The following is a 24,028-nucleotide window of genomic DNA, read 5'->3' on the forward strand; positions in this document are numbered from 1 at the left end:
GCACAATTATGAAATTAACAGTACTTGGTATTTATGGTGGTTATCCGTATGCTGGAGCAGCAAGTTCTTCCTATCTATTACAATCTGAAGATGGGTTTAACTTGTTGTTAGATGCAGGGAGTGGCTCACTTTTGGCATTAGAAAAATATTTAAATCCGTTCGAACTAGATGCAGTTTTACTTTCACACTATCATCATGATCACGCTAGCGATATCGGGGTACTACAATATTATTATCAATTACATCCTGGCGAAAAAAGACAAGCAGTTTTACCAATTTATGGCCATAATCAAGATTTTATTAGTTTTGCTAATTTGAGTATGGATGGCATCACCAAAGGTTATCCTTATTTTGATTATCAACCACTTGATTTAGGACCTTTTGAAATTAACTTTTTAAGAACACAACATCCAGTTCCTGCTTATGCAATGAGAATTAAAGAAAAAGCCACAGGTAAAGTTTTTGTATTTACAGCCGATACTGCTTATTTTGACGATTTAGTCGAATTCAGTCAGGGAGCAGACTTGTTGTTAACAGATACTAACTTTGCTAAAGATAAGACAGGGCGTAAATGGCACATGACTTCTGAAGAATCAGCTAACCTGGCTCAAAAAGCTGGTGTAAAGTCATTACTTCTCAGTCACTTGCCCCAAACAATTAGTCATAGCCAGTTATTAAATGAAGCACGAGAAATTTTTGTTAATGCTGAAATAGCTGAAGTGGGTATGACTCAAAAAGTTTAAGCAAATTAGTAAAAAGCAAATTAATGAGAATTAAATTAAAATTAAGAAAAACTTATAAAAATACTAAAATTAATTAATGACTATGCTGATGCGTTTTATAAGCTTGAGTCTAATTCAATATAATTTATTTTTAAAAATTAAGTAGTATTGTGCAAAATTTAGTTGTATACTACGAATTGTTAAAGAGATTATCTAAATTAGAATTCAAAGCAAAGGAGCGTGGTCAAAATGGTCAACTTATATACATCACCAAGTTGTACATCATGTCGTAAAGCAAAATCTTGGTTAGAAGAAAACGGTATTTCATATGTTGAAAGAAATATTTTTGCTAACCCATTATCAAGAGAAGAGATTAAAAAGATTTTAAGTATGACTGAAGAAGGTACAAAAAAACTAATTTCAAGACGCTCAAAACTTTTTCAAAACTTAGATGTCGAACTTGAAGACTTATCATTAGATAAGTTACTTAACTTATTAGTAGAAGAACCAGGATTATTGATTCGTCCTATCATCACGGATGAAAAACGTTTACAAATTGGATTTAATGAAGATGAAATCAGACGCTTTTTGCCTCGTAAGGTTAGACAACAAGAGTTAAGAGAAGTCGAAGAGATGGAAGGCTTCTAAATCAATTGAAATAGATGTAGAATCAGATAGTTTTGTCTGGTTCTTTTTTTATAAATCAGTTAAAATATAGTCAGTCCTTAATTAATGAAATAAACATAAAAAGAACTTCAGAATTACGAGAGGTGGTATTAATATGGAAATGCAACGTATTAACGACAACACAATTCGAGTGATTCTTGGTAGTGAAGATTTAGAAGAACGTGGCATCACCATGTTAGATCTTCTAGGAAATCAGGGACATATTGAACAATTCTTTAGAAATATCCTAGAAGAAGTAGATGAAAATCATACTTTTGCCCAAAACGATGCGGTTACATTTCAAATTATGCCAAGCAACGACGGGTTAGAGCTATTAATTAGTCGAACCAATATGAAAAAATCTGCCGTTTCTTCTGAGCAATCGGTGCAAGAGTCACAGAATAATGCCCAACAATTACAAGAATTATTACAGTCATTAGACGATGGATCTATTTCACATGTAGATGCAAGTGAAGATAAGAAGAATACTTCTGATTATTATCGTATTTATGAATTTAACAGTATTGAAGATGCAATTGAATTGGCTAAAGAGTTGCCTCATATGAGCGGAGTAGATACGAAGCTTTATGCTGACTCTGGCAGTCAAACATACCTAATGTCATTTAGATTTGATCCGCATCAATCTTATGAGTTATCTATCAAAGATTTTTGGATTATGGTTAATGAATTTGGTGATTTGATTCAAGGTGAAACTAAATTATTGCTGTCAAACGCTAAGTGTGTATTGACTGATAATGCTGTTGAAAACTTAAAAACTTATTTCAATTAAAAAACGACACCCAGCGTAATTAACACAAGGGGTGTCTTTTTTGTATGCAGCTTTAGTTAATAATAACCTTATTTATGCAGTAAACTATCAACCACAAAAAGTTGATAAAGTACAATGTCCAAAGTGTTTGGCAAACGTACAGTTTTTGAAGCCAAATGGTAAAAAACCATATTTTAAGCACTTGGCAAGAGCAATATCCAATGATGAAACGGTTGAACATCAGCAATTAAAAGCACAAGTTTATAATAGTTTGATGCCGATTTATTCTGATGTTTCTTTAGAGAAAACCTTACCATCTGACAAAGTGCGGCCTGATATTTTAATTATAGAAGAGAAAACTCAAATTGCTATCGAGGTTCAATGTTCGCCATTAAGTGAATCTATCCATCAAGATCGTCATCATTACTATCGTAAACTTGGCATCGAAGACATTTGGTTAGTAGGAGAAAAGCTACATCTACGACAAACACTAGCCAAAAAACAAATTCAATTCTTGAGATATCAAAAGAATTTGGGTTTTTATTTAATTGAGCTTCACTTAGTTAGTCACAAAATAAAACTAAAATATCATATTATGAGACACGATTTCTCAACTAGAGCTCACTATCAACTTCAAGAATTTGACCTAGACTCACAAGGATTTAAGCAACTTAGCTTGTTTATTAAGCAGCCACATCAATTATTTAATTACCAAAAAATACCTATTAAATGGCATAAAAAGCAAAAAGAACTTGAAACGATTAAACGTTTAGCCTATGCTAACGGATACAACTTGAAAAAGTTATTAGCTGAGTGTTATACAAGTTATCGACAGCCGTACTATTTATCAAGTGAAACTACCGCAAAAATTAAGACAAAACTAGGTTTACCTAATGAAGTAACGGTTTATTTGCCAATTGCTTTAAGACATTTGGATGGGCATGTTATTGAGCAGAAAAAAAGCCGACAACTTAGTCAGCTTTTTAATTCTTAGTGCGGTGTTCAAATGCACGGGCGACTTTATTTTTTTGTGGTATGTCACTAGTTAAGTCGAATTTTTCTTTTAAAAATACCATTGCTTCTTGTGCATCTTTTAATCGGTCGGTTTCAATTTCGAGTTCATAATCACGAGTGCCGTCAAGGTAGTCCGTTTGATCAAGTGTTAATTCGAGATTTTCTGGTCCATGTAAGAGGTAACGATGGGTATGAGCTTGAGCTAGTCGATAGAAGTGTTCATCTTTAAAATTATCTTTAAGATAATCACCGACTTTTCCTGAAAAATCAACACGGTCTGTTGCCAGCATTTTTTCGATTTTTGTTAAAGATAATGGATCGGTTATTTCACGTAATGAATGTGTGGTATTATTTGGAAGAGGGACTTTAAGTGTTTGCTCACCTGAGTTTTTGAACTGTCGAATTCTTAAACCACAGTTAGCATTTTTTAAGCAAGCCTCTTTAGAATCAAAGTAATAATTGGTTTGACGAATCGCTTTTTTCAGCGTGTAAGCTGATAATAATTTGTTGAACTGTGCTTGTGTAAGCATGAGCTTTAATTCTGTTTCGATTGTTTCTGACATCTTGTTTACCTCGCTTTAATTTTAATTGTTACCTACATTCTAAAATAAAAAGTCCCATTGGAGGAAGAATAAACTATGATAAAAGACTGGAAAAAATTTTTATGGCCTTATCAACAAGCTGTAAATGAACTCAAAGTTAAATTCAGAGGCTTACGCGTGAGCTATTTAGATCAAACAAACCATTCTCCAATTGAGTTTGTGACAGGTCGTGTAAAGCCAGTTGAAAGTATAGAAGAAAAATTAAAAAGAAGATATGTTGCTGAAGAATTAATAGAGCAAGATTTACAAGATATTGCTGGAATTAGAATCATGTGTCCATTTATTGAAGATGTTTATCAAGTGATTGATGTTATTCACAGCCGTACTGATATGACGGTTGTTGAAGAGCGAGATTACATTCAAAATGATAAACCTAGCGGTTACCGCTCCTATCATATGGTGATTGAATATCCTGTTTATCAATATAATGAAGAAAAGAAAGTGGTTTTAGCTGAGATTCAATTGCGAACCTTGGCCATGAATTTCTGGGCAACACTAGAACATAGTTTGAATTATAAGTATCCTAATGACTATGCACCTGAAATTAAAGATAGGTTGAAAGACGTCGCACAAAAAGCTTATGAGCTTGATGTTGAAATGTCTGCTATTCGAGAAGAAATTGATGCCTCACATCAAAGACAGCAATTAACAAAAAATTTAAAACAGTAGGATTGGAGCTTTTTTGGTTGAAAGTCGCAATTGTAAGTAATTCAAAAGAAATATCTGTAAATGTTGTTAACGAACTAAAAAGTGAGTTGACCAAAAATAAGGTTGAACTAGATCAAGAAAACCCCGATTTAGTTATCACCGTTGGTGGAGATGGCACATTGATTGGTGGTTTTCATAAATATGCTCATATGGTTGACCGAATTCGTTTCATTGGTGTTCATACCGGACATCTAGGTTTTTATACAGATTGGCGCAATTATGAAATCAAAGAACTAGTGAAAGCTTTGGTGGAACAAGAGCCTACTTCTGTCAGCTATCCTTTGCTTGAAGTCCACATTGAAGAAGATGGTGCTTGTACGAGACATTATTTATCTTTGAATGAGTCAACTATCAAACGTGTGTCACAGACTTTGAAAACGGATATTTACATAAAGAATGAATTTTTTGAACGTTTTAGAGGAGATGGGGTTTGTATTTCAACGCCAACAGGTTCAACAGCCTATAGTAAATCTTTAGGTGGCGCAGTTATTCACCCTAGGCTAAAGACACTACAATTAACAGAAATTGCGTCGATTAATAATCGTTTGTTTAGAACATTATCGTCACCCATTATTATTGCACCAGATGAGTGGATTACATTGTTACCAGAACATGTTGATGATTATGTTGTCACAATTGATTCTAAAGAAATCAAGCATCATTCTGTTCGTAAGATTATCTATCAGATATCAGATAAGCAGATTCATTTTGCAAAATATCGTCATACTCATTTCTGGTCAAGAGTGGAAGATTCATTTTTAGGACAAAAGAAAAACAATGATACGTTATTATAAATTTAGTGTTGAAGATAAAAAAACAACTGTTGGCAAATATCTTAGAAAACAAGGTATTTCAAAAAGAGCTCTGATTAATTGTCGTCATAATGGCGGTTTTATACTTGTTAATCAAAAAAGAAGAATGACATCTTACGCCGTTAAGGCTGGAGATGTCATTCATTTTGTTCCGGGGATAGAACCGAAGAATCAAAAAGTGGTAGCTGTTGATAAAGAATTAGATATTTTATATGAAGATGAGCTATTTTTGATTATTAATAAACCTGCTGGATTATTATCTACGCCATCTAAATCAGACTTAACTGACTCAGTTGTAAATCGGTTGTTAAGTTACTTTCAAGTTCGATCAATTACAACAAAGCCACATGTTATTACAAGGCTAGACAAAGATACCAGTGGGTGCTTATTAGTTGCTAAAGATGCCATTGGCCACGCATTTATTCAACAAAATAAGTTAGATAAGTACTATTTAGCTTTGATCAAGACTGAAACTGGTATAGAAAAAATTCCTAGGTTGATAGATCGTCCAATTGCACGAGTTGTAGGGGATGCAATCAAAAGAGAAGTTGCTAGATCAGGAAAAGACTCTCAAACAGAATATAATCTGATTCAAGCAGGCCCTAATTATAGTCTTATCGGACTAAAGCTAAGAACAGGGCGAACACATCAAATTCGAGTTCACTTAGCTAGTTTTGGGCAGCCACTTTTAGGAGATAGTTTGTATGGTGGAGATGAGTCGATTTTAAGTCGTCAAGCGCTTCATGCAAGTCGTCTCAGTTTTAGCCATCCGTTAACTCATGAAACAATTACAGCAAAAGCACCATTGCCTGAAGATTTAACTGCTATTTGTCAAAGAGAGCAAATAAAAACACCGTAGATTTTTTCTACGGTGTTTTTATTTAGTTTTGAACAATGCCGTGATTTAAAATGACATAATCAACATCTTTTAAACTTGAAAGTTCATTGCCACCAGCGTAAGAAACAGCTGATTGTAAATCTTGTTGCATTTCTTTAAGAGTACGTTTGATGTCACCTCGGTAATCAATCAACATTTGTTTACCTTCAACATTTTCGTATTTGCCTTTTTGAGTATCTGAGGCAGAACCCCAATATTGTTTGTATAGTTTGCCATCAATTGTAATGACTTGACCGGGTGATTGTTCGTGTCCAGCAAAAAGTGAACCGACCATAATCATTGTAGCGCCAAATTTGATTGACTTAGCCAAGTCCCCATTGTGACGAATGCCACCGTCAGCAATGATAGGCTTGGTTGCAGCTTCAGCACACCATTTGATGGCTGATAGTTGCCAGTAAGCTGTTCCAAAACCAGTTTTGAGTTTAGTGATACAAGCTTTACCAGGGCCAACCCCAACTTTAGTCGCATCAGCACCAGCAGCTTCAAGGTCACGGACACCTTCAGGAGTCGCAACATTACCTGCAATAACAAAACTTTCGGGTAGCTTTTCTTTGATATATTTAATCATTTTAATAACAGAGTCAGAATGACCATGTGCGATATCAATTGTAATATATTCAGGAATTAGATTTTGGTTAGCCAATTGATCGACCAATTCATATTCAGGTTCCTTAATCCCTAGACTAATTGAAGCAAATGAGCCTTTTTCTTGCATTTTTTGAACAAACGCTAGTCGTGTTTCGGGTTCAAAACGGTGCATAACATAGAAATAATCACGCTCAGCTAAGAAAACGGCTAATTCTTCATCAATCACACTTTGCATGTTTGCAGGGACAACCGGTAATTTAAATGTACGCTTACCTAACTTAACAGTTGTGTCAACTTCAGAACGGCTGTTCACAATACATCTCTTAGGTAAAAGTTGGATATCATCGTAATCAAAAGGGTACAAAATAATTCCTCCACATTTTTAATGTTCGTTTAACGAATCTTTAAACGTTCGCCACCTAAATAATATAAGCAAATAAAAACGAAAAGTCAATAGATTAAAATGTTAAAAAACGAATAAATATAGAATATATAACCAATAATATCTGTTAATCATTTGACTAAATATTAACTTATTGCTAAACTTGTTTACGGTTTAAAAAGTTAAATGAGGTGGCCAAATGTCAGGAATAGTTTTAATTGGAAGTCAATGGGGTGACGAAGGAAAAGGTAAAATTACCGATTTCCTAAGTAAACAAGCCGATATGGTTGTTCGTTACCAAGGTGGAAATAATGCAGGACATACAATTGTTTTTGAGGATAAAACCTACAAGTTACATTTGATTCCTTCAGGTATTTTAGGAAAAGATCAATTAGCAGTTATTGGGAACGGCGTTGTCGTCAACCCTAAAGCATTGCTTAAAGAAATTCATTACTTAAATGAAAATGCAATCACAACTGACAATTTGAGAATTTCTAATCGTGCCCACGTTATTTTGCCATACCATATCTTATTAGATGAATATCAAGAAGATAAAAGACAAGACCAAAAAATCGGAACAACCCGTAACGGTATTGGTCCTGCTTATATGGATAAAGCTAGTCGTGTCGGAATTAGAATGGCTGATTTGTTAGATAGAGATGTTTTCTACGAAAAACTTAAATTAAATCTAGCAGAAAAAAATGAACTATTTGAAAAGCTATACCAAAAATCTGGTCTTGATTTTGATGAGATTTTTGAAGCTTACTATGACTATGGTCAACAATTAAAAGATTATGTTGTCGATACATCGGTCTTAATTACTGAAGCTTTACACGATAATAAAAAGGTATTATTTGAAGGTGCACAAGGTGTGATGCTTGATGTTGATCACGGTACTTACCCTTATGTGACTTCTTCTAACCCAACAGCTGGTGGTGCAATTGTGGGTTCAGGTGTATCATCACAAGAAATTGACAATGTTGTTGCTGTAACAAAAGCCTACTCAACACGTGTTGGTGAAGGTCCTTTCCCAACAGAAATTGAAGGCGAAATTGGTGACCAAATTCGCGAAATTGGTCGTGAATACGGTACTGTTACAAAACGTCCACGTCGTATTGGTTGGGCAGATACAGTTGCATTGAGACATGCCGTTCGTGTTTCAGGATTGAAACAATTAAGTGTTAACTTACTAGATGTTTTATCTGGCTTTGACACACTAAAAATTGCAACGGGTTACCGTTTAAATGGGGAAGAAATCGATTATTACCCAGCAAGTTTAGTTGAGCTTTCAAAAGTTGAACCAATTTATGAAACATTGCCAGGTTGGCATGAAGATATTACAAAAGTTGAGCGTTTTGAAGATTTACCAGAGAACGCTAAGAACTATGTGAAAAGGTTGTGTGAACTAACAGGACTTGAATTATTCACAGTTTCTGTTGGACCTGACCGTGATCAAACAATGGTGATGAAAGATATCTGGGAGGATTAATTAATATGTTAGAACGTTACGCGCGTAAAGAAATGATGGACATTTGGTCATTAAAAGAACGTTACCAAGCATGGCTTGAAGTTGAAGTTGCAGCGACTAACGCTTGGGTAACTGTTGGCGAAGTACCGGCAGAAGATGCTAAAAAAATTGCAGAAAATGCTGATTTTTCAGTAGAACGTATTGCGGAAATCGAAGCGGTAACACGCCACGATATTGTTGCTTTCACTCGTAATGTTTCAGAATATTTAGGACCAGAGAAAAAATGGGTGCATTTTGGATTAACAAGTACTGATGTTGTTGATACAGCTAATGGGGTATTACTTAAAAAGGCAAACAAAATTTTGCTAGATGACTTAGATCGTTTTATCGAAATTCTAAGAAAACAAGCACTAAAATATAAAGATACTGTCATGATGGGACGTACTCATGGTGTACATGCTGAACCAACTACTTTTGGATTAAAAGTTGCTCGTTGGTACTCAGAAATGAAACGTCAACGCGCTCGTTTTGTTCGTGTGGCAGAAGAAGTTGCAGTGGGTAAAATTAGTGGTGCTGTTGGAACTTATGCCAACGTACCTCCACAAGTAGAAGAATCAATGATGAAAGAAATTGGCTTAAAACCAATGGATATTGCAAGTCAGGTATTACCACGTGACTTATATGCTGATTACATGTCAACACTTGCTTTAATTGCAACAAGTCTTGAAACTTTTGCAACTGAAGTACGTAGTTTACAACGTTCAGAAATCCATGAAGTTGAAGAGTTCTTCAACGAAGGACAAAAAGGATCTTCAGCAATGCCACATAAACGTAATCCAATTGGATCAGAAAACATTAGTGGATTAGCACGTGTTATCCGTGGTTACGTTCAGCCAGCACTAGAAGATATGCCATTATGGCACGAACGTGATATTTCACATTCATCTGTAGAACGTATTATCTTACCAGATGCGACAACATTACTTGATTACATGTTGAATCGTTTTTCAAACATTGTTGAAAACTTAACTGTTTTCCCTGAAACAATGAAGGAAAACATGTCAAAAACATACGGCTTAATTTATAGTCAACGTCTATTACTGAAGTTAGTTGAAAAAGGATTGTCACGTGAAGAAGCTTACGATCTCGTTCAACCACTGACAGCAATGTCATGGGATGAAAAGAAACAATTCAGACCATTAGTTGAAGCAACTGAAGCTATCACAAAACACTTGACTGCAGAAGATTTAGATGATGCCTTTGACTACAATTATCACTTGCGCCATGTTGATGACATTTTCAAAAAGGTTGGCTTAGCTTAGTCTTAACTTTTAGCGCTCAACTGTTGCACTTTGGGTTAATCACCGCTAAAATTAATACTGTAGTGAAACAACTGTTAATTGAATATAAATAAAGAATAGGCCTAAAACGGGCCTATTCTTTTTTGGAAGGAACTGTTATGAATTCAAAAATATTAAAGACGCTGGAATTTGATAAAATTACAAGTCAATTAAGTGAATTAACGGTAACAGATAATGCTCAAAATAAAGCCCAAAATTTATTACCTCATAAAACTTATCAAGGTGTAAAAGATGAGCTAGATAAAACATTAGATGCTGTTAACCTCCTTAGAATTAAGGGCCGCTTACCTATTGTTGCTTATCAAGATATTTCGCCAATTATTAAACGATTGAAGTTAGAAAATGCCACATTAAATGCGAAAGAACTTTCAACTATTAGTTTGTTGCTCTCCGTTATGCGAGATGTCTTAACCTTTTTAGACTTTGATCCAAAAGATTATGAATTAAGTCTAAATGCACTGATGGGACTAGTGGATGATGTTGACTTACCACTTGAGTTGACTAAACGACTAGAGAAAACGTTCGATAGTGAAGGTAATGTGTTAGACACAGCTAGTCAGACGTTGAAGTCAATTCGTCATCACTACCAAAAAACAGAAGATAATATCCGTCAGCAAATGGAAGCTTATTTAAAAGGTAGTACAGCTAATTATTTAAGTGAAGCAATTATTACGATTCGTGATAATCGTTTGGTTCTGCCGGTTAAAGCCAACCATCGTGGTAAATTTGGTGGGATTGTCCATGACCAAAGTGCAACAGGTCAAACCCTATTTATTGAACCAGGTAAAATTGTTGATTTAAACAATAATCTACAAGAACTAACAGCTAGAGAAAAAATGGAAATTCGTCGTATCTTAGATGAGCTAACTAATTGGACTCGGGAAGAAATGACAAACATCCAAACGATTGATGAAAAAGTCGCTTCACTTGACTTTATTCAAGCGAAAGCCTTATTAGCCAACCAAATGAAGGCTGTTGAACCAGTTATTAATAATAGTCATGCAATTAAGCTGAATAAAGCCAGACATCCGCTAATTGACCCTGAAAAAGTAGTGGCTAATGACATTATTTTAGGTGAAGATTATGATTTTATGTTGATTACAGGTCCTAATACTGGTGGTAAGACAATTAGTTTAAAAACAGTTGGGTTGTTGCAACTAATGGCACAATCAGGACTATTTATCTCTGCAAAAGAATATAGTGAAGTCGGTGTATTTAGCGAAATTTTTGCGGATATTGGTGATGAACAATCTATTGAGCAAAACTTGAGTACATTCTCCTCACATATGGATAACATTATTAATATCATGTCAGAAGCTAATCAAGACAGTTTAATCTTGCTTGATGAGTTAGGTTCAGGAACGGATCCAGAAGAAGGATCAGACTTAGCGATTTCAATTTTAGATCACTTTAAGAAGTTGCAAGTGAAATTAATGGCAACGACTCACTACCCTGAGTTAAAACTATATGCGTATAATCGTGATAGAACGACAAATGCCAGCATGGAATTTGATGTTGAATCACTGAGCCCAACGTATCATTTGTTACTAGGTGTGCCAGGTTATAGTAATGCCTTTGAAATTGCTAAAAGATTAGGGATGCCAACAGATGTTATTGAACAAGCTAAAAGTTTACGTCAAGATCAAAGTAGTGATTTGAACGACATGATTAAAAAGTTAGCTGATGAAACTAAAAAGGCAACAGAATTAAAAGAAGAGTTTGAGCAAAAAGTTCAAGAATCAAAAGAGACTTACGAAAAATTAAATCAAGGATTAGATTTCTATCACCGTAATGTTAACCGTGAAATTGAGCAAGCTAAAGAAAAAGCAGACGAAACACTCAAGCAAGCACAAAAAGAAGCCGATGATATTATCAAGACACTGCAAGGCTACCAAAAACAAGCAAAATCAAAAGTGGGCGTTAAAGAAGACCAATTAATAGCTGCAAAAGGCCAACTTAATCATTTAAGAGATAATAATCTTAAACATAATAAAGTCTTAAGAAGAGAAAAGAAAAAACAAACGATTAAGCAAAATGACCAGGTCAAAGTTTTAGCCTATGGCCAAGTTGGGACGGTAGCTAAGGTTCTAGATGATAAACATTTTGAAGTGCAAATTGGTGCTTTAAAAGTAAAAGTGGCAGCCAAAGATTTAGAAAAATTATCTAATTCTAAATCATCACAATCATCACAACCTAAGCAACAAAAAATCAAAAAGACACGTTCAATTAACTTGCGCTCAACACGTGCATCCCTTGACCTACGTGGTCAACGTTATGATGAAGCAATGATGAATTTGGATCGTTACATTGATGAGGCCTTGCTTTCTAACTTTGATAGTGTAACAATTATCCATGGAATCGGAACAGGTGCTATTCGAAATGGTGTTAATCAATATCTTAAACGTAATTCACATGTAAAAAGCTTTGGTTATGCACCAGAAGGTAATGGTGGTTCCGGTGCTACGATTGTCGAATTTAAATAATAACTTTCACTTGCAAAAAGTAAGTGGATTGAGTAAACTATGTTTAACAACAAATTAGGAGGCAAAAAGATTATGGTTAAAGAAATAACAGATCAAAATTTTGCACAAGAAACAGATAACGGTGTGACATTGGTTGACTTTTGGGCAACTTGGTGTGGTCCATGTCGTATGCAATCTCCAGTTATTGAAGATTTAGCTGAAGAAATGGATAATGTTAACTTCACTAAAATGGATGTTGATGAAAATCCTAAAACACCACAATCATTTGGTATTATGGCAATTCCAACATTGATGATTAAAAAAGATGGTGAAATTGTTGAAAAATTAACAGGTTACCAAGCTAAAGAACAATTACGTTCAAAATTAGAAGAATACACTGCTTAGTTTTCTAAACACAAAAATTCCCTTATAATGATTTTATAAGGGATTTTTTTGTATAATGAATGAGCAGGAGGATTTACGATGATAGACAAACAAAAATTTTATACGATTTTAAATCAAGTTACCAAACAGCGTCGATTACAAGATTCGCCTGACATTAATCTTTATCAAACTCATATTTTAGATGATTTAAAAACCGTTCAGCTCATTTACGCATTTAATAATCAATTGGGATTAGATATTTCAGCTAACGATTATGATGAGAAACTGTGGCAGACGCCTAGCAAAATTTTAAATCAATTAGAGATATTATCACAAAAATAAATATAGAAATGGTGATTTTTTGGATAATCGACCCATTGGATTATTAGATTCAGGATTAGGTGGACTAAGTGTTTTGAAACAAGTTAAAAAGACTTTGCCTCACGAATCCACTATCTATATTGGCGATCAAGCTCATTTGCCATATGGAAACAAAAGTGCAAGCGAAATCATTCAATTGACACAAAAATTAGTCGATTTTTTAATTGAACAAGATGTTAAAATGATTGTTTTTGCTTGTAATACTGCAACGGCAGTTGCTATGACGGCCATACAAGAAAAAGTAGATATTCCAATAATTGGCGTGATTTCAGCTGGAAGTACTATTGCTTCAACTCGAACTAAAACCAATCAAATTGCGGTGATTGCAACTCAAGCGACAATTAAGTCAGATGCTTATGAAAATGCACTGAAACAAGCAGATGAAACATGTGAAGTGATCTCGTTAGCAACGCCACAATTAGTACCCGCAATTGAAAACAATGTACTTGATTTACAGCCTATTATTCACGATAGCTTGCAAGTGTTGAAAGGCCAGTGTTTTGATACGCTGATTTTAGGATGTACACATTATCCTTTAATTCAAAATCAAATTGCCCAAGAATTTACTTCACAAAAAGTTGAAGTCGTTGATCCAGCAGAAGGGATTTGCCAACAAATCACGCAGTTACTTAAACAGCGTGACGCATTTGCCAGTCATAATATACATTTTAATTATGGTTATACAACGGGATCAAAGCAAGCTTTTGAACAAGCTGCAAAAAAATGGCTTGGCCAGACTTTTGATGAAATTAAACAAGTTAAGTTATGAGAGGATTCAAAATGACAAAACTACTAATTGCAACAACTAATCAAGGTAAAGTAAAAGAATTAAATCAGCTATTAAAAGATACAAATTATGAAATTGTATCTCTAGCAGATTTAGAAAACTCACCTCATGTACAAGAAACGGGACGAACATTTGAACAAAATGCAAAACTCAAAGCACATGCTTTAGCAGAATATAGCCAATTACCAACGATAGCTGATGATTCTGGCTTATGTGTTAAGGCATTACATAATGCACCCGGTGTTTTCTCAGCTCGTTATGCAGGTGAGCCTCAAAACCCAGCAAGAAATAATGCGAAGCTATTGAGTGAATTAGGCGGAGTTCCAGATGAAAAACGCCAAGCAAGTTTTCACACGACAATTGTTGTTAGTTTTCCAAACCAGCCTGAAAATGATTTGGTCGTTGAAGGCCAGTTGGCGGGTCGAATTACGGCTATTCCAAAAGGAGACGGTGGTTTTGGATACGATCCTTTATTCTTTGTGGAAGATAAACAAAAAACATTAGCACAAATGACACTTGATGAAAAAAATGAAATTAGCCATAGAGGACTGGCATTTAAGCAATTAGCTGAACAATTGCCACAATGGTTAAAGGACTGTCAAAATAATGACTAAAGTTTTAATTATGAGTGATACTCATGGCCAGACAGCGTTGATGCAAGAAGTAATTAAACGTCATCAAACTGAAGTTGATAAAATTATTCATGCAGGGGACGGACAATTTACTTCAAGTGATGATGTTACCAATGTGATAGCTGTTCACGGGAATATGGCTGAAGAATTTAAACTACCAGATGAAGAAACCATTCAGATTGACGATACTGGGTTATTATTATGCCACGGTCATTTAGAAGATAATATTGCTTATAATCCAATGCGGTTACAGTTTAAAGGATTAGAACGACAAACTAACATTTTAGTTTTCGGTCATACGCATCAACCTTTTGTTTCTTACTTTGATGATTTGTTACTACTTAATCCTGGTTCACTTTCAAAGTCACGTGATCTTAGATTAAAAGCTAGTGGAACATATGCGATTTTAACGATTACAACTGCGCAATATCAGATTAATTTTTATGATCAAGAAGGACTGTTGTTGCCATCTCTTTCAATTAAATATCAAAGGTAAATAAAAAAGACTGCTTTTAAACAGTCTTTTTTGTTTTGATTAAGATAATGTTACGCTGTTAGATTCTGGAATAACAATGCCATTAAGCGCAAATTCCTTAAGGTAACCAGATAAGAAGTCACGTTGAATTTGCCATTGTGTATCAGCTTTAGCATCGATTAATGTTCGATAAGTCACCATATTTCCTGATTGTTTAATGGCTCCCACAAATCTTGGTTCACCAATGATATCTTTGTAATTAGGAACCATTTCAGCATGAACATGCTCCACCATTTTCTTAACGTCATCAATATTAACGTCAGTAGGTAAGTCAAAGTTAACAATTCCACGCATAGTACCGCGGTTACTGTTAGAAACGATGGTAATGTTACGGTTTGGGATATAGTTTAAAGTACCATCAACGGACTGAACTTGTGTGGTTCTAATTCCAACAGAAGTAACAGTCCCTGAAACAGCACCGATTGTAACCCAGTCGCCAACATCGATTTGTTGTTCGGCTAAAATAAAGAAACCTGTCACAACATCATTAAAGAATCCTTGTGCACCTAAACCAATGGCCACACTTAAGATACCGGCACTGGCAAGTAGGGCATCAACAGGAAGTCCCATAATTTTAAGGACACCATATATGTAACAAAAGATAATAAAGTATCTAAAAATATTTTCTAAAAGAGACTCAATCGTTTTTTGACGGCTCTTTTTCATTCTTGGTTTTCTTTGTTTGGCAAAAGCTAGTTTAATTAAGCGAATACCAACTTTCCAAATAATCCAGAAAACAACTGAGGTGATAACAACCTGAATTCCGATACTGATTAATGAATCTAAGATTTTATTCCAGTCGAATAAACCAGATAAATTAGCTAAATGAAAATTCTGCATAATATATTCCTCCTAATGTTTATTTTAACATCTTTAAATTGCCGTTGACATAAATAAATGCTAAACTTTAGGAGTAAATATAAAAGTGAAATGTGGAGGTAATAGTAATGACATATGGTGAAATGGCCGGGTTAATTGCTGCTATTGCATTTTTACTTTTAGTTGTCTTTGCAGGAATCTTTTTAATGAGACTTTTGCGAACACTAAAAAAAGTAGACGAAACAATAGCACAAACAACAAAAACATTATCTAATGTAACAGATGATGTTGATTCAATTGCGATTCAAGCCGAAAACTTGATGGCAAAATCTAATGTTTTGTTACAAACAGTAAATAACAAAACACGTGAATTAGATCCAGTATTTAAAGCTGCTGCTGACTTAGGTACTAGCGTTTCAAAATTAAACGAAAGCACATCTAATGCTGCTTCACGTTTTTCAGGAATGACTAAAAACATGGGTAAAGCAACAGTTGCTGGTGGTTTGTTTAAACGTTTTAGAGGTAAAAAGAAAAAATAACAGTAAATTAATAGGGGGACAAAATAATGAGTACAGGTAAATTTATTTTTGGATTTTTAGTAGGTGCTGCAACAGGTTTTGCTGCTTCAGCTATGGTTTCAGAAGAAACAAAAAATGAATTAGCTAAAAAAGGTCAAGATTTAAAAGAAAAAGCTTCAGACTACGCAACACAAGCATCTGAACAATTCTCAGACTACGCTAGCCAAGCTAAAGATAAAGCTGAAGAATTAAAAGCAACTTCTCAAGATAAATTAGAAGATATTAAAGACAAATATGATCAATCTACTGATGCATTAAAAGATCAAATTAAACGTCATGCTAACCAAAACGATAACTCAGAAATCACAGATTTTGATGATATTGTTATTGATGGTAAACAAGCCTTTAACAAAGCTAAAGAATCTTCAAAACAAATGATTAACGATATTGATCGTGAAATCAAAAAATAAGTCATTATTTGACGGCAAAGGCATTAGCCTTTGCCGTTTTTTTGTTTGAAAGGAAATAAAAATGAAGCAGTTAACTTTTTTATCTGCAGATGAACAAACCGGTGTTCATTTGGTTTATTGGCTACCCAATCGAAAGCCACGAGCAACAATTCAGATTGTTCATGGGATGGCCGAATATGTTGAGCGATATCAAGATTTTGCGCAGTATTTAACTCAGTTAGGTTATGCTGTAATTGGACATGATCACTTGGGACATGGCCAGTCTGTTGATGAAGTTAATCCTAACTACGGGTACTTTGCAGCACATCAATCTAGCCAAGTTGTAATCGAAGATATCAATCAAGTAACGGATTGGGTAGCTGATTATTTCGAAGATATTCCTCACATTATTTTGGGTCATAGTATGGGATCTTTTGCTGTGCGTCAATATTTGCAAAATCAAGAAAACAATTCAGACATAGCGGGTGTTATTTTGATGGGGACAGGCAAACGTCCAGCAGCCTTGCCACTAGCTCGAGGATTATCATCAATTTTAAATCAACTTGCGCCTAAAAAAGTTAATCCACTGCTGAATCGGATTGTTTTTGGTAGTTATAGTCGTCATTTTGAGGAACCAGGCAACTTTAATTGGTTAAGTCAAAATCAGGCCAACGTTAACGCATACGAAAAAGATAAACTTATGGGATTTACGTTTACTAATAATGGTTTTTATACGCTATTTAAATTGATTGCTCAAGCAACAAAAGTTCATTGGGCTAACCATCTTGATCCAAAAGTGGCTTATTTAGTTATAAGCGGTAGTGATGATCCAGTGGGGGATTATGGAAAAGGTCCTAAAAAAGTTTATCAAGAATTGAAGTCCGCAGGATTACCCGACGTTCAACTTGAGTTGATACCTGGATTACGTCATGAACTGTTATTTGAAAACGAAAAAAAGACTATCTATGAGGTTATTGAATCATGGATACAAAAAAACATCTTACAAAAGTAAGATGTTTTTAATTTAATCTCTAACCATGATTTCTGTTAGGTCTTTAGGTGTATGTGTAAATGAATTGAATTTTTCATCATCTAAGTAACCACAATCTTCGATTCTAACACCAGCAACACCTGGAATATAAATACCTGGCTCGATTGAGAAGGCCATACCAGCTTTAAGTTCTAAGTTGTTGTGTTCCATTAATGAAGGATATTCGTGAGTTGAAGTACCAATACCATGACCTAAGCGGTGAACGAAGAATTCGCCATAGCCAGCTTTTGTAATCACATCACGAGCAACTTTATCAAGTTCTGAAGCATAAACACCTGGTTTAGCAGCTTCTTGTGCAGCAAGTTGAGCTTCTAAAACAACTTGGTAAATTTCAAGTTCTTTTTCACTAGGCGTACCATAAGCAACAGTACGAGAGGCATCACTCATATAACCTTGGTTGACTGTTCCTAAATCAAATAAGACTAACTGATTTGGTGAAATTTGAGTATCAGTTGGTGCACCATGAGGATTTGAGGCGTTTTTACCTGCTTGAACGATTGTATCAAAACTAGTATGCATGACACCGCGTTTTTGAAGCGCATATTCGATTTCAGCAACCACTTGTTTTTCGCTGATACCGTTTCTTAAAGCGTTAAATCCAACTTGAAAAGCGTAATCAGCGTCTTGTCCAGCTTTAATCATTAAATCAAGCTCATCTTGTGATTTATATAATTGCATTTCTTGAATCAAACGAGTAAGTGAGTGTTTGAATTGTGCGTTAGGAAATTCTTCTTGCATGGCTTCAAGTTTTTCGACTGGAAGACTATCTTTTTCAGTTGCCCATGAAATATTTTCTTTTTGGCGGTCTTTGATATGATCAGCAATTAAAGCGAAAGGATCTTGATGGTCAAGATAGCCAAAGACATCGTATTTAAAACCGGATGCTTTAGCAACTTCAACATCTAGTTGAGGTGTGAATAGGAAAGGATCAGCGTTCTTAAGAACGAAAAGCCCCATAATTCGTTCTTCAGGGTGTGATTCAAATCCTGTAAAGTAGTGAACATTTTTTGGATTACTAATGTAAGCAACATCAATGTTGTTATCATGTAACCAATTTTTTAGTTGATTAATTTTTTCCATAGATGACGTACCTTCTTTTCTTTTAAGTTTGTTTTTTGATTATAGCATAAATTTTAATTTTTTTATAATAAAGTAAGCGTTTGCAAAACTGGTGTAAATTTGCTAATTTTAAACTAGGAAGTAGTGATGAATAGCGTGAGGATAAGTTTATGAAGAAAAGAACAATCACCATATACGATGTAGCGAAAAAAGCCGATGTGTCGATGGCGACTGTTTCAAGAGTGGTCAATGGCACAGGAAAAGTAAAAGAAGCAACAAGACAAAAAGTTCAACAAATAATAGAAGACATGGGCTATCATCCTAATGCGGTTGCAAGAGGATTAGCTAGCCAAAAAACAACAACAATCGGGATTTTTTTACCTGATTTGAATAATGCTTATTTTAACGAGTTGGCACAAGGTATTGATGATGTATCAAAATTGTACAACTACAATATCATTTTGATGAGTTCAAGCATTAGCCATCAAAACGAAAAAGAAGTTTTAAAAAGCCTATTTTCTCAGCAAGTTGATGGCATTGTTTACATGTCATATGATATTTCAAATGAAGTTTGTGACCTGCTATATGAAAAAGGGATTCCAACAGTATTAGCGGGGGTAGTCGACTACAAAAGACAACTACCTTCCGTCAATATTGACTACAAGCAAGCAACGTATGGCGTAATGGAAGACTTTGCGCAAAGACATGATTCAATTGCATTAGTCGTGCAAGATAAAAGCACTAATGTTAATCAAGATTTTCGCTGTGAGGGAATGGCTTTAGCAGAAAAGAATCATCCAACTGTTCAGTTTGAAGTGATCGATGCAGGGTATGGCTATGAAAGTGGCTTAGCTATTTTTGATGAGTTAAGATCAAGAGGCATTCAAGCTGTTCTCACAACTGATGATAGTGTGGCTATTGGTATTTTAAATGCAGCAAAAGATAAAAACGTCAAAATTCCAGAAGAACTGGAAGTGATGTCTGCTATGAATACCAAATTAGCACTAATGTCACGACCAGAACTATCTTCAATCAGTCAACCGCTTTACGATATGGGAGCGGTTGCAATGAGAATGTTGACAAAATTGATGCAAAAGCAAGAACTAAAAGGGCATCAAGTTATTTTGCCTTATCAAACGATTAATCGAAGTAGTACAAAAAATAACGCTGAGAGTTAAGTCTCAGCGTTATTTTATTTTGTGATGAAATCAAGTAGCTTGAACATGACTTCTTTATTTTCTTTTGGAACGTTGAAATCTAAGATGTCTTCAGCAGATTGGCCTAAAACAGAATCTTTAATGTAAGGAAAATCATTTGTGACCATTTCTTTGACGTTCATATCTTCGGGTTCAAAGTGGAATTGTAGGCCAATGACATTATTATTTAGAATAAATCCTTGATTGGTTAAATATTGACTTGAGAAGATTAAATCTGCTTCATGTGGGATTTGGAAGGTTTCTTCATGCCAGTGAAGGGCCGTCAATTCTTTTGGAATATCTGGAATAATATTAGATTCAAGATAGACTTTATCCCAGCCGACTTCTTTAATTGGTGCTTTAGTCACAGTGTAGCCTAATGCTTTTGTGATTTGCTGAGCACCATAACAAGCACCAAAGATTGGTTTTTGTTGCTTGATGAGTTCTCTGATTAAATCTCTTTCAGCCATAATCCAACTATCGGAATCATTAGGACTCATTGGTCCACCTAAAATAATAAGTAAATCGGTTTGTTCAGCCGTTGGGAGAACACCATCATAAAAATAAGGATGATAGATAAATAAATCGTGATGATTTTCTTTTGCCCAAGCACCAATAGAACCGACACCTTCATTAGGTGTGTGTTGCAAAACATTAATTCTCATCTGTTGCACCTCAATCGTTAATTATTTGAAGTTAAGTTTATATGAGATGGATGAATGTAGCAAGTTAAGTTAAAAAGAAAGATTTAACAGATTGTGTATAGCGGATTGAGAACTTACAAGAAGTGTATTTATCAAAAAAGAGATGTCGTTTAGCAAAGTCAATTTGAGAAACATTTATTGGATTAACTAACGTGGTTCGACTAATTTGTAAAAATTGTGGATACTTGGCAAGTAGTTCTTTTAATGTGCCATAAAAAGAATGGGAGCTGGTTCTTGTCTGCAGTATTAGTTGATGGTTTTTGCTTGATTTGATGGATAAAATATCAGATAAATTTAAATTATAAATCATTGTGCCAACTTTGAATGAAAAAAGCTGTTGCTTGTTTTGGAGTTGCTGATAGATGCGATTCTCAGCTAACTCCATCAATTTGAAAAGTTCAGCTCTCAGTCCTGTTTGGCTTAATGATTTGTCGATAAATCCAAGAAGTTCAATGTGTTGATGGACTGATTGAGTGATAACTGAATCGTAATTTGAAATAAAGATAATTTTACCTTCAGGATCATTTTGACGAATAATTTTAGCTAAATCTAATCCTGATAGTGGGTGGTTTAATTCTAAATCCAAAAAATACAAGTTGTTTTTTGAAGTCATTGAAGTGATAGCGGATTTGAAGTGATCTGGAGAGGTTGTTGCCAAAGTTAAGTTAAATCTTTCTTCGTGAAATAAAAGATAGTCTGTGATGATTGTTTCAATGAGTGATAACTGTGTGGGATTGTCTTCGCAAACATAAATCGAAATTGACATAGTTACTCCTTTTAGCGTTTGGTTAAGGTTAGTTGAGCTGTGAATGAGTTGTTTGAGGTGCTGTAATCGATCAAAGCATTTTTATGATGTTTACTGATACTGTCAACTAAGGGTAGACCATAGCCTTTGTGGTTCGGCTTAGTTGTAAAGCGCGACTTTCGAATTTGTTGTAAGTTGATTGTCTGATTTTTAGGTATCTGATTTGTGATACTTAGTGTAAATAAATCATCTAATTGGTCTATTTTAATCTCGATTTTTTGATGGTCAAGCTCTACCTGATTGGCATTGGATAACCAGTTGCCAATGATTCGCAAGAAATCAAACTCTTCCATCGGAATTTCTGTAATCTCATCAGGACAATGGATAGTGATGATTGTATGGGTTCCTTGACTTTGATTAATAGCTTTAATAAGAAGACTTCTAAGGTAGTGAACGTGAATATTTTTGATATCTTTATAGTGATCAAAAGCGGGTGTTTGGAGTTGCGTTTTGCTGTATTGGTCAAAACGGTTAAGGTAATCTTTCAGTTCATTGTTATCTTGCTTATCAGCAAGATGTGAAAGGGATGCCATCATATGTTTGTAATCGTGTTTAAATTGGCTAACGGTTTGATACTCGTCACTTAATTGTGTGGAATAAGCTTCAAGGGACTCAGAATTGTCATGCAAGATTTGAATCCATTCAAGAATACTTTTGCCAAATGAGTAGGCTAAGAATCCATTACCTAAGGCACCTAATATGCAAATTGTTGCATGTATCCAATTACTAGAATTGATTAGGCTGAGACCTCCTATTATTGAAAGTGCAGTAAATACGATTAGCGATTGAATAAGTTGACGTAATTTTTTCATAAAAATCCTCCATGTAGTAGTTATAGCTACATTGTAACGGATAATAAGTGTATTTTAATAGAAATACCCCGAGTGTTAAGATTTTTAGCTTGGGCGTTGAAAATTATTAAATTTTTAAAAATAATATTTCGAGATAAAGCTCAGTTTGTTATACTACGTCACAACTTAAGCTATTGGAGGAAACAAAATGAAAAAATCATATTTAGTATCAGGACTAGCGTTAGCAACAGCTGCTTTTGGATTGACATTATCTCAACCACAACAAGAAGCACAAGCTAAAGCAATTTACGATAAGACAGCAACATCAAACTATGTGGATGGCTTTGGTCCAGCAACTTGGAAGTCTGTTAATGGTCAATTTGAACCAAGTGGTCACTACTTAAATAATGGAACGAAGTGGCGCGTGACAGAAATGACCTCACCAGATAACTACTCACTTTGGTATGGTGTTGGTAATGGGGAATATGCTAACAGTCAATATTTTGACTTGGGTAATGAAATTTCATATCAAGAATTAGATGCAGTTGTTAAGGTAACAAAACAAGGCCAAGCACCACTTATCTCCGCATCCCAACAAGTGGTTGGGGCTGTGCCATCAGGTAGTGAATGGCGTACTTCAATGCGCTTCGTCAATAATGGTCAAGTCTTCTATTTAGTTGGTCCTGACCAATGGGTGAGTGCTAGTGATGCTGCAATTGTTTCTGAAAATTCAAGAGGCCAAAAAGCATTTACAGGATTTACACCGTTAACTTCAAATGAAGATGATACAATTGATTACAATTTTATCTCAACAATGTTAACGAGATTCAAAAATCAAATTGAGCCGTCACTACCAGATGTAACAACACAGACTTTAAGACAGCTTGAAAAAGATCCTGAAGGCACAATGAAGCAATTGTCTCAAGCCATTACAAAAGCATTTACTGATCAGGACGGTAATTTAAACAAGGATAAAATTTATCAATTACTACATAAAGCTTCAATGCCAGAACAAATGGCTAAATTAGTTGTTGATAATATTAACTTATCTAAAGAGGACTTAGCTAATAATAGCTTGACTGACAACTTCAATAAGGTGATGACATCATTTTCAAAACAATTGTTAGATCAAAATGGTAACGTTGACCAAGCAAAAGTTTACAACTACGCTGTTCAAGCAGGGATGCCAGAACAAGAAGCTAAACAATTTACTGAACAAATGACACAATCTCAAGCTTCGATTCAAGCAAGTTCACAAAACTTTTTAGAACAAATCCAAAAGCAAGTGCAACAATCAATGAATCAAGTGACCAGCCAATTTCTAAATGAAGATGGCACAATCAATAAAGATAAAGCTTACAATTACCTGGTTCAATCAAACGTACCTGCTGATCAAGCCAATCAGTTAGTTAACCAAATGATTGAACAACAAAAACAATCACAAGTGAAATAATGCTAAGAAGCT

27 protein-coding genes are annotated in these 24,028 nt (G+C 34.8%); 20 read left to right on the top strand and 7 right to left on the bottom strand.

The annotated features are described in order from the left end of the window. Window positions 1-8 precede the first annotated feature (8 nt). The 4 genes from JNUCC72_RS01400 (at window position 9) to JNUCC72_RS01415 (ending at window position 3,151) form a co-directional block, all read left to right on the top strand. Window positions 9-743 (top strand): MBL fold metallo-hydrolase, encoded by a 735-nt coding sequence (locus JNUCC72_RS01400; protein ID WP_454144173.1) that lies wholly within the window; start codon window positions 9-11, stop codon window positions 741-743. A gap of 228 nt (window positions 744-971) precedes the next feature. After that, entirely contained in the window at window positions 972-1,370 is a 399-nt protein-coding gene (gene spxA, locus JNUCC72_RS01405; protein WP_454144175.1) for a transcriptional regulator SpxA, read from the top strand. Window positions 1,371-1,503: 133 nt separating this feature from the next. Then, window positions 1,504-2,178 (top strand): adaptor protein MecA, encoded by a 675-nt coding sequence (locus tag JNUCC72_RS01410; RefSeq protein WP_454144177.1) that lies wholly within the window; start codon window positions 1,504-1,506, stop codon window positions 2,176-2,178. 40 nt (window positions 2,179-2,218) lie between these two features. Then, window positions 2,219-3,151 carry a competence protein CoiA gene (locus tag JNUCC72_RS01415; protein WP_454144179.1) on the top strand — a complete coding sequence of 311 codons (933 nt, stop codon included), beginning with the start codon at window positions 2,219-2,221 and terminating at the stop codon, window positions 3,149-3,151. On the opposite strand, the gene JNUCC72_RS01420 is transcribed toward JNUCC72_RS01415, so the two are convergent. Continuing rightward, the gene (locus JNUCC72_RS01420; RefSeq protein WP_454144181.1) at window positions 3,141-3,734 is read right to left on the bottom strand and encodes a CYTH domain-containing protein; all 594 of its coding nucleotides are present in this window, start codon (window positions 3,732-3,734) and stop codon (window positions 3,141-3,143) included. The two genes, JNUCC72_RS01415 and JNUCC72_RS01420, sit on opposite strands and share 11 nt — an antisense overlap. Before the next feature lie 75 nt (window positions 3,735-3,809). Here JNUCC72_RS01420 and JNUCC72_RS01425 point away from each other — a divergent pair, with 75 nt between their 5' ends. The 3 genes from JNUCC72_RS01425 to JNUCC72_RS01435 are packed head-to-tail and all read left to right on the top strand — an operon-like array spanning window position 3,810 to window position 6,152. Further along, entirely contained in the window at window positions 3,810-4,442 is a 633-nt protein-coding gene (locus JNUCC72_RS01425; RefSeq protein WP_454144183.1) for a GTP pyrophosphokinase, read from the top strand. Window positions 4,443-4,459: 17 nt separating this feature from the next. Further along, entirely contained in the window at window positions 4,460-5,275 is an 816-nt protein-coding gene (locus JNUCC72_RS01430) for an NAD kinase (protein ID WP_454144185.1), read from the top strand. Continuing rightward, window positions 5,259-6,152, top strand: a complete 894-nt coding sequence (locus JNUCC72_RS01435) for an RluA family pseudouridine synthase (RefSeq protein ID WP_454144187.1) — start codon at window positions 5,259-5,261, stop codon at window positions 6,150-6,152. The genes JNUCC72_RS01430 and JNUCC72_RS01435 overlap by 17 nt, the downstream gene beginning before the upstream one ends. Before the next feature lie 22 nt (window positions 6,153-6,174). Here JNUCC72_RS01435 and JNUCC72_RS01440 read toward each other — a convergent pair whose 3' ends face one another. Further along, window positions 6,175-7,143 carry a GMP reductase gene (locus JNUCC72_RS01440; protein WP_454144189.1) on the bottom strand — a complete coding sequence of 323 codons (969 nt, stop codon included), beginning with the start codon at window positions 7,141-7,143 and terminating at the stop codon, window positions 6,175-6,177. Window positions 7,144-7,360: 217 nt separating this feature from the next. On the opposite strand from JNUCC72_RS01440, the gene JNUCC72_RS01445 reads away from it, so the two are divergent. From JNUCC72_RS01445 to JNUCC72_RS01480, 8 genes are all read left to right on the top strand, one after another. Next, complete coding sequence (locus tag JNUCC72_RS01445) at window positions 7,361-8,650, top strand: adenylosuccinate synthase (protein WP_454144191.1); 1,290 nt, start codon at window positions 7,361-7,363, stop codon at window positions 8,648-8,650. Window positions 8,651-8,655: 5 nt separating this feature from the next. Next, on the top strand, window positions 8,656-9,951 hold the full coding sequence (gene purB, locus JNUCC72_RS01450) for an adenylosuccinate lyase (RefSeq protein ID WP_454144193.1): 1,296 nt from the start codon (window positions 8,656-8,658) through the stop codon (window positions 9,949-9,951). A 137-nt stretch (window positions 9,952-10,088) separates the two neighbouring features. Further along, window positions 10,089-12,473: an endonuclease MutS2 gene (locus JNUCC72_RS01455; protein WP_454144195.1), complete on the top strand. Its 2,385-nt coding sequence runs from the start codon at window positions 10,089-10,091 to the stop codon at window positions 12,471-12,473. A 72-nt stretch (window positions 12,474-12,545) separates the two neighbouring features. Then, a complete protein-coding gene (gene trxA / locus JNUCC72_RS01460) occupies window positions 12,546-12,857 on the top strand; it encodes a thioredoxin (protein WP_056974375.1) in 312 nt (103 codons plus the stop codon). 78 nt (window positions 12,858-12,935) lie between these two features. Further along, the gene (dltC, locus tag JNUCC72_RS01465; protein WP_454144197.1) at window positions 12,936-13,178 is read left to right on the top strand and encodes a D-alanine--poly(phosphoribitol) ligase subunit 2; all 243 of its coding nucleotides are present in this window, start codon (window positions 12,936-12,938) and stop codon (window positions 13,176-13,178) included. A gap of 19 nt (window positions 13,179-13,197) precedes the next feature. Further along, window positions 13,198-13,986, top strand: a complete 789-nt coding sequence (gene murI, locus JNUCC72_RS01470) for a glutamate racemase (protein ID WP_454144199.1) — start codon at window positions 13,198-13,200, stop codon at window positions 13,984-13,986. 11 nt (window positions 13,987-13,997) lie between these two features. Further along, window positions 13,998-14,618 carry an XTP/dITP diphosphatase gene (locus tag JNUCC72_RS01475; protein ID WP_454144201.1) on the top strand — a complete coding sequence of 207 codons (621 nt, stop codon included), beginning with the start codon at window positions 13,998-14,000 and terminating at the stop codon, window positions 14,616-14,618. Next, window positions 14,611-15,132, top strand: a complete 522-nt coding sequence (locus JNUCC72_RS01480; protein ID WP_454144203.1) for a metallophosphoesterase family protein — start codon at window positions 14,611-14,613, stop codon at window positions 15,130-15,132. The genes JNUCC72_RS01475 and JNUCC72_RS01480 overlap by 8 nt, the downstream gene beginning before the upstream one ends. Window positions 15,133-15,171: 39 nt before the next feature. Here JNUCC72_RS01480 and JNUCC72_RS01485 read toward each other — a convergent pair whose 3' ends face one another. Beyond that, window positions 15,172-16,011, bottom strand: a complete 840-nt coding sequence (locus JNUCC72_RS01485) for a mechanosensitive ion channel family protein (RefSeq protein WP_454144205.1) — start codon at window positions 16,009-16,011, stop codon at window positions 15,172-15,174. Window positions 16,012-16,118: 107 nt separating this feature from the next. On the opposite strand from JNUCC72_RS01485, the gene JNUCC72_RS01490 reads away from it, so the two are divergent. From JNUCC72_RS01490 to JNUCC72_RS01500, 3 genes are all read left to right on the top strand, one after another. Next, window positions 16,119-16,529, top strand: coding sequence for a DUF948 domain-containing protein (locus JNUCC72_RS01490; RefSeq protein ID WP_454144207.1), 411 nt, complete (start codon window positions 16,119-16,121; stop codon window positions 16,527-16,529). A gap of 26 nt (window positions 16,530-16,555) precedes the next feature. Beyond that, entirely contained in the window at window positions 16,556-16,978 is a 423-nt protein-coding gene (locus JNUCC72_RS01495) for a YtxH domain-containing protein (protein WP_454144209.1), read from the top strand. A gap of 61 nt (window positions 16,979-17,039) precedes the next feature. Next, the gene (locus tag JNUCC72_RS01500) at window positions 17,040-17,969 is read left to right on the top strand and encodes an alpha/beta fold hydrolase (RefSeq protein ID WP_454144211.1); all 930 of its coding nucleotides are present in this window, start codon (window positions 17,040-17,042) and stop codon (window positions 17,967-17,969) included. A gap of 12 nt (window positions 17,970-17,981) precedes the next feature. Here JNUCC72_RS01500 and JNUCC72_RS01505 read toward each other — a convergent pair whose 3' ends face one another. Further along, window positions 17,982-19,088 carry a M24 family metallopeptidase gene (locus tag JNUCC72_RS01505; protein ID WP_454144213.1) on the bottom strand — a complete coding sequence of 369 codons (1,107 nt, stop codon included), beginning with the start codon at window positions 19,086-19,088 and terminating at the stop codon, window positions 17,982-17,984. A gap of 149 nt (window positions 19,089-19,237) precedes the next feature. On the opposite strand from JNUCC72_RS01505, the gene JNUCC72_RS01510 reads away from it, so the two are divergent. Next, the gene (locus JNUCC72_RS01510) at window positions 19,238-20,245 is read left to right on the top strand and encodes a substrate-binding domain-containing protein (protein ID WP_454144215.1); all 1,008 of its coding nucleotides are present in this window, start codon (window positions 19,238-19,240) and stop codon (window positions 20,243-20,245) included. A 14-nt stretch (window positions 20,246-20,259) separates the two neighbouring features. On the opposite strand, the gene JNUCC72_RS01515 is transcribed toward JNUCC72_RS01510, so the two are convergent. The 3 genes from JNUCC72_RS01515 to JNUCC72_RS01525 form a co-directional block, all read right to left on the bottom strand. Beyond that, complete coding sequence (locus JNUCC72_RS01515; protein WP_454144217.1) at window positions 20,260-20,928, bottom strand: type 1 glutamine amidotransferase; 669 nt, start codon at window positions 20,926-20,928, stop codon at window positions 20,260-20,262. Between the two features lie 64 nt (window positions 20,929-20,992). Then, window positions 20,993-21,733: a LytR/AlgR family response regulator transcription factor gene (locus JNUCC72_RS01520; RefSeq protein ID WP_454144219.1), complete on the bottom strand. Its 741-nt coding sequence runs from the start codon at window positions 21,731-21,733 to the stop codon at window positions 20,993-20,995. A gap of 11 nt (window positions 21,734-21,744) precedes the next feature. Continuing rightward, entirely contained in the window at window positions 21,745-22,584 is an 840-nt protein-coding gene (locus JNUCC72_RS01525; protein WP_454144221.1) for a GHKL domain-containing protein, read from the bottom strand. A gap of 187 nt (window positions 22,585-22,771) precedes the next feature. On the opposite strand from JNUCC72_RS01525, the gene JNUCC72_RS01530 reads away from it, so the two are divergent. Next, the gene (locus JNUCC72_RS01530; protein WP_454144223.1) at window positions 22,772-24,016 is read left to right on the top strand and encodes a hypothetical protein; all 1,245 of its coding nucleotides are present in this window, start codon (window positions 22,772-22,774) and stop codon (window positions 24,014-24,016) included. Window positions 24,017-24,028: the final 12 nt, after the last annotated feature.

Source organism: Holzapfeliella sp. JNUCC 72 (genome assembly GCF_053668685.1).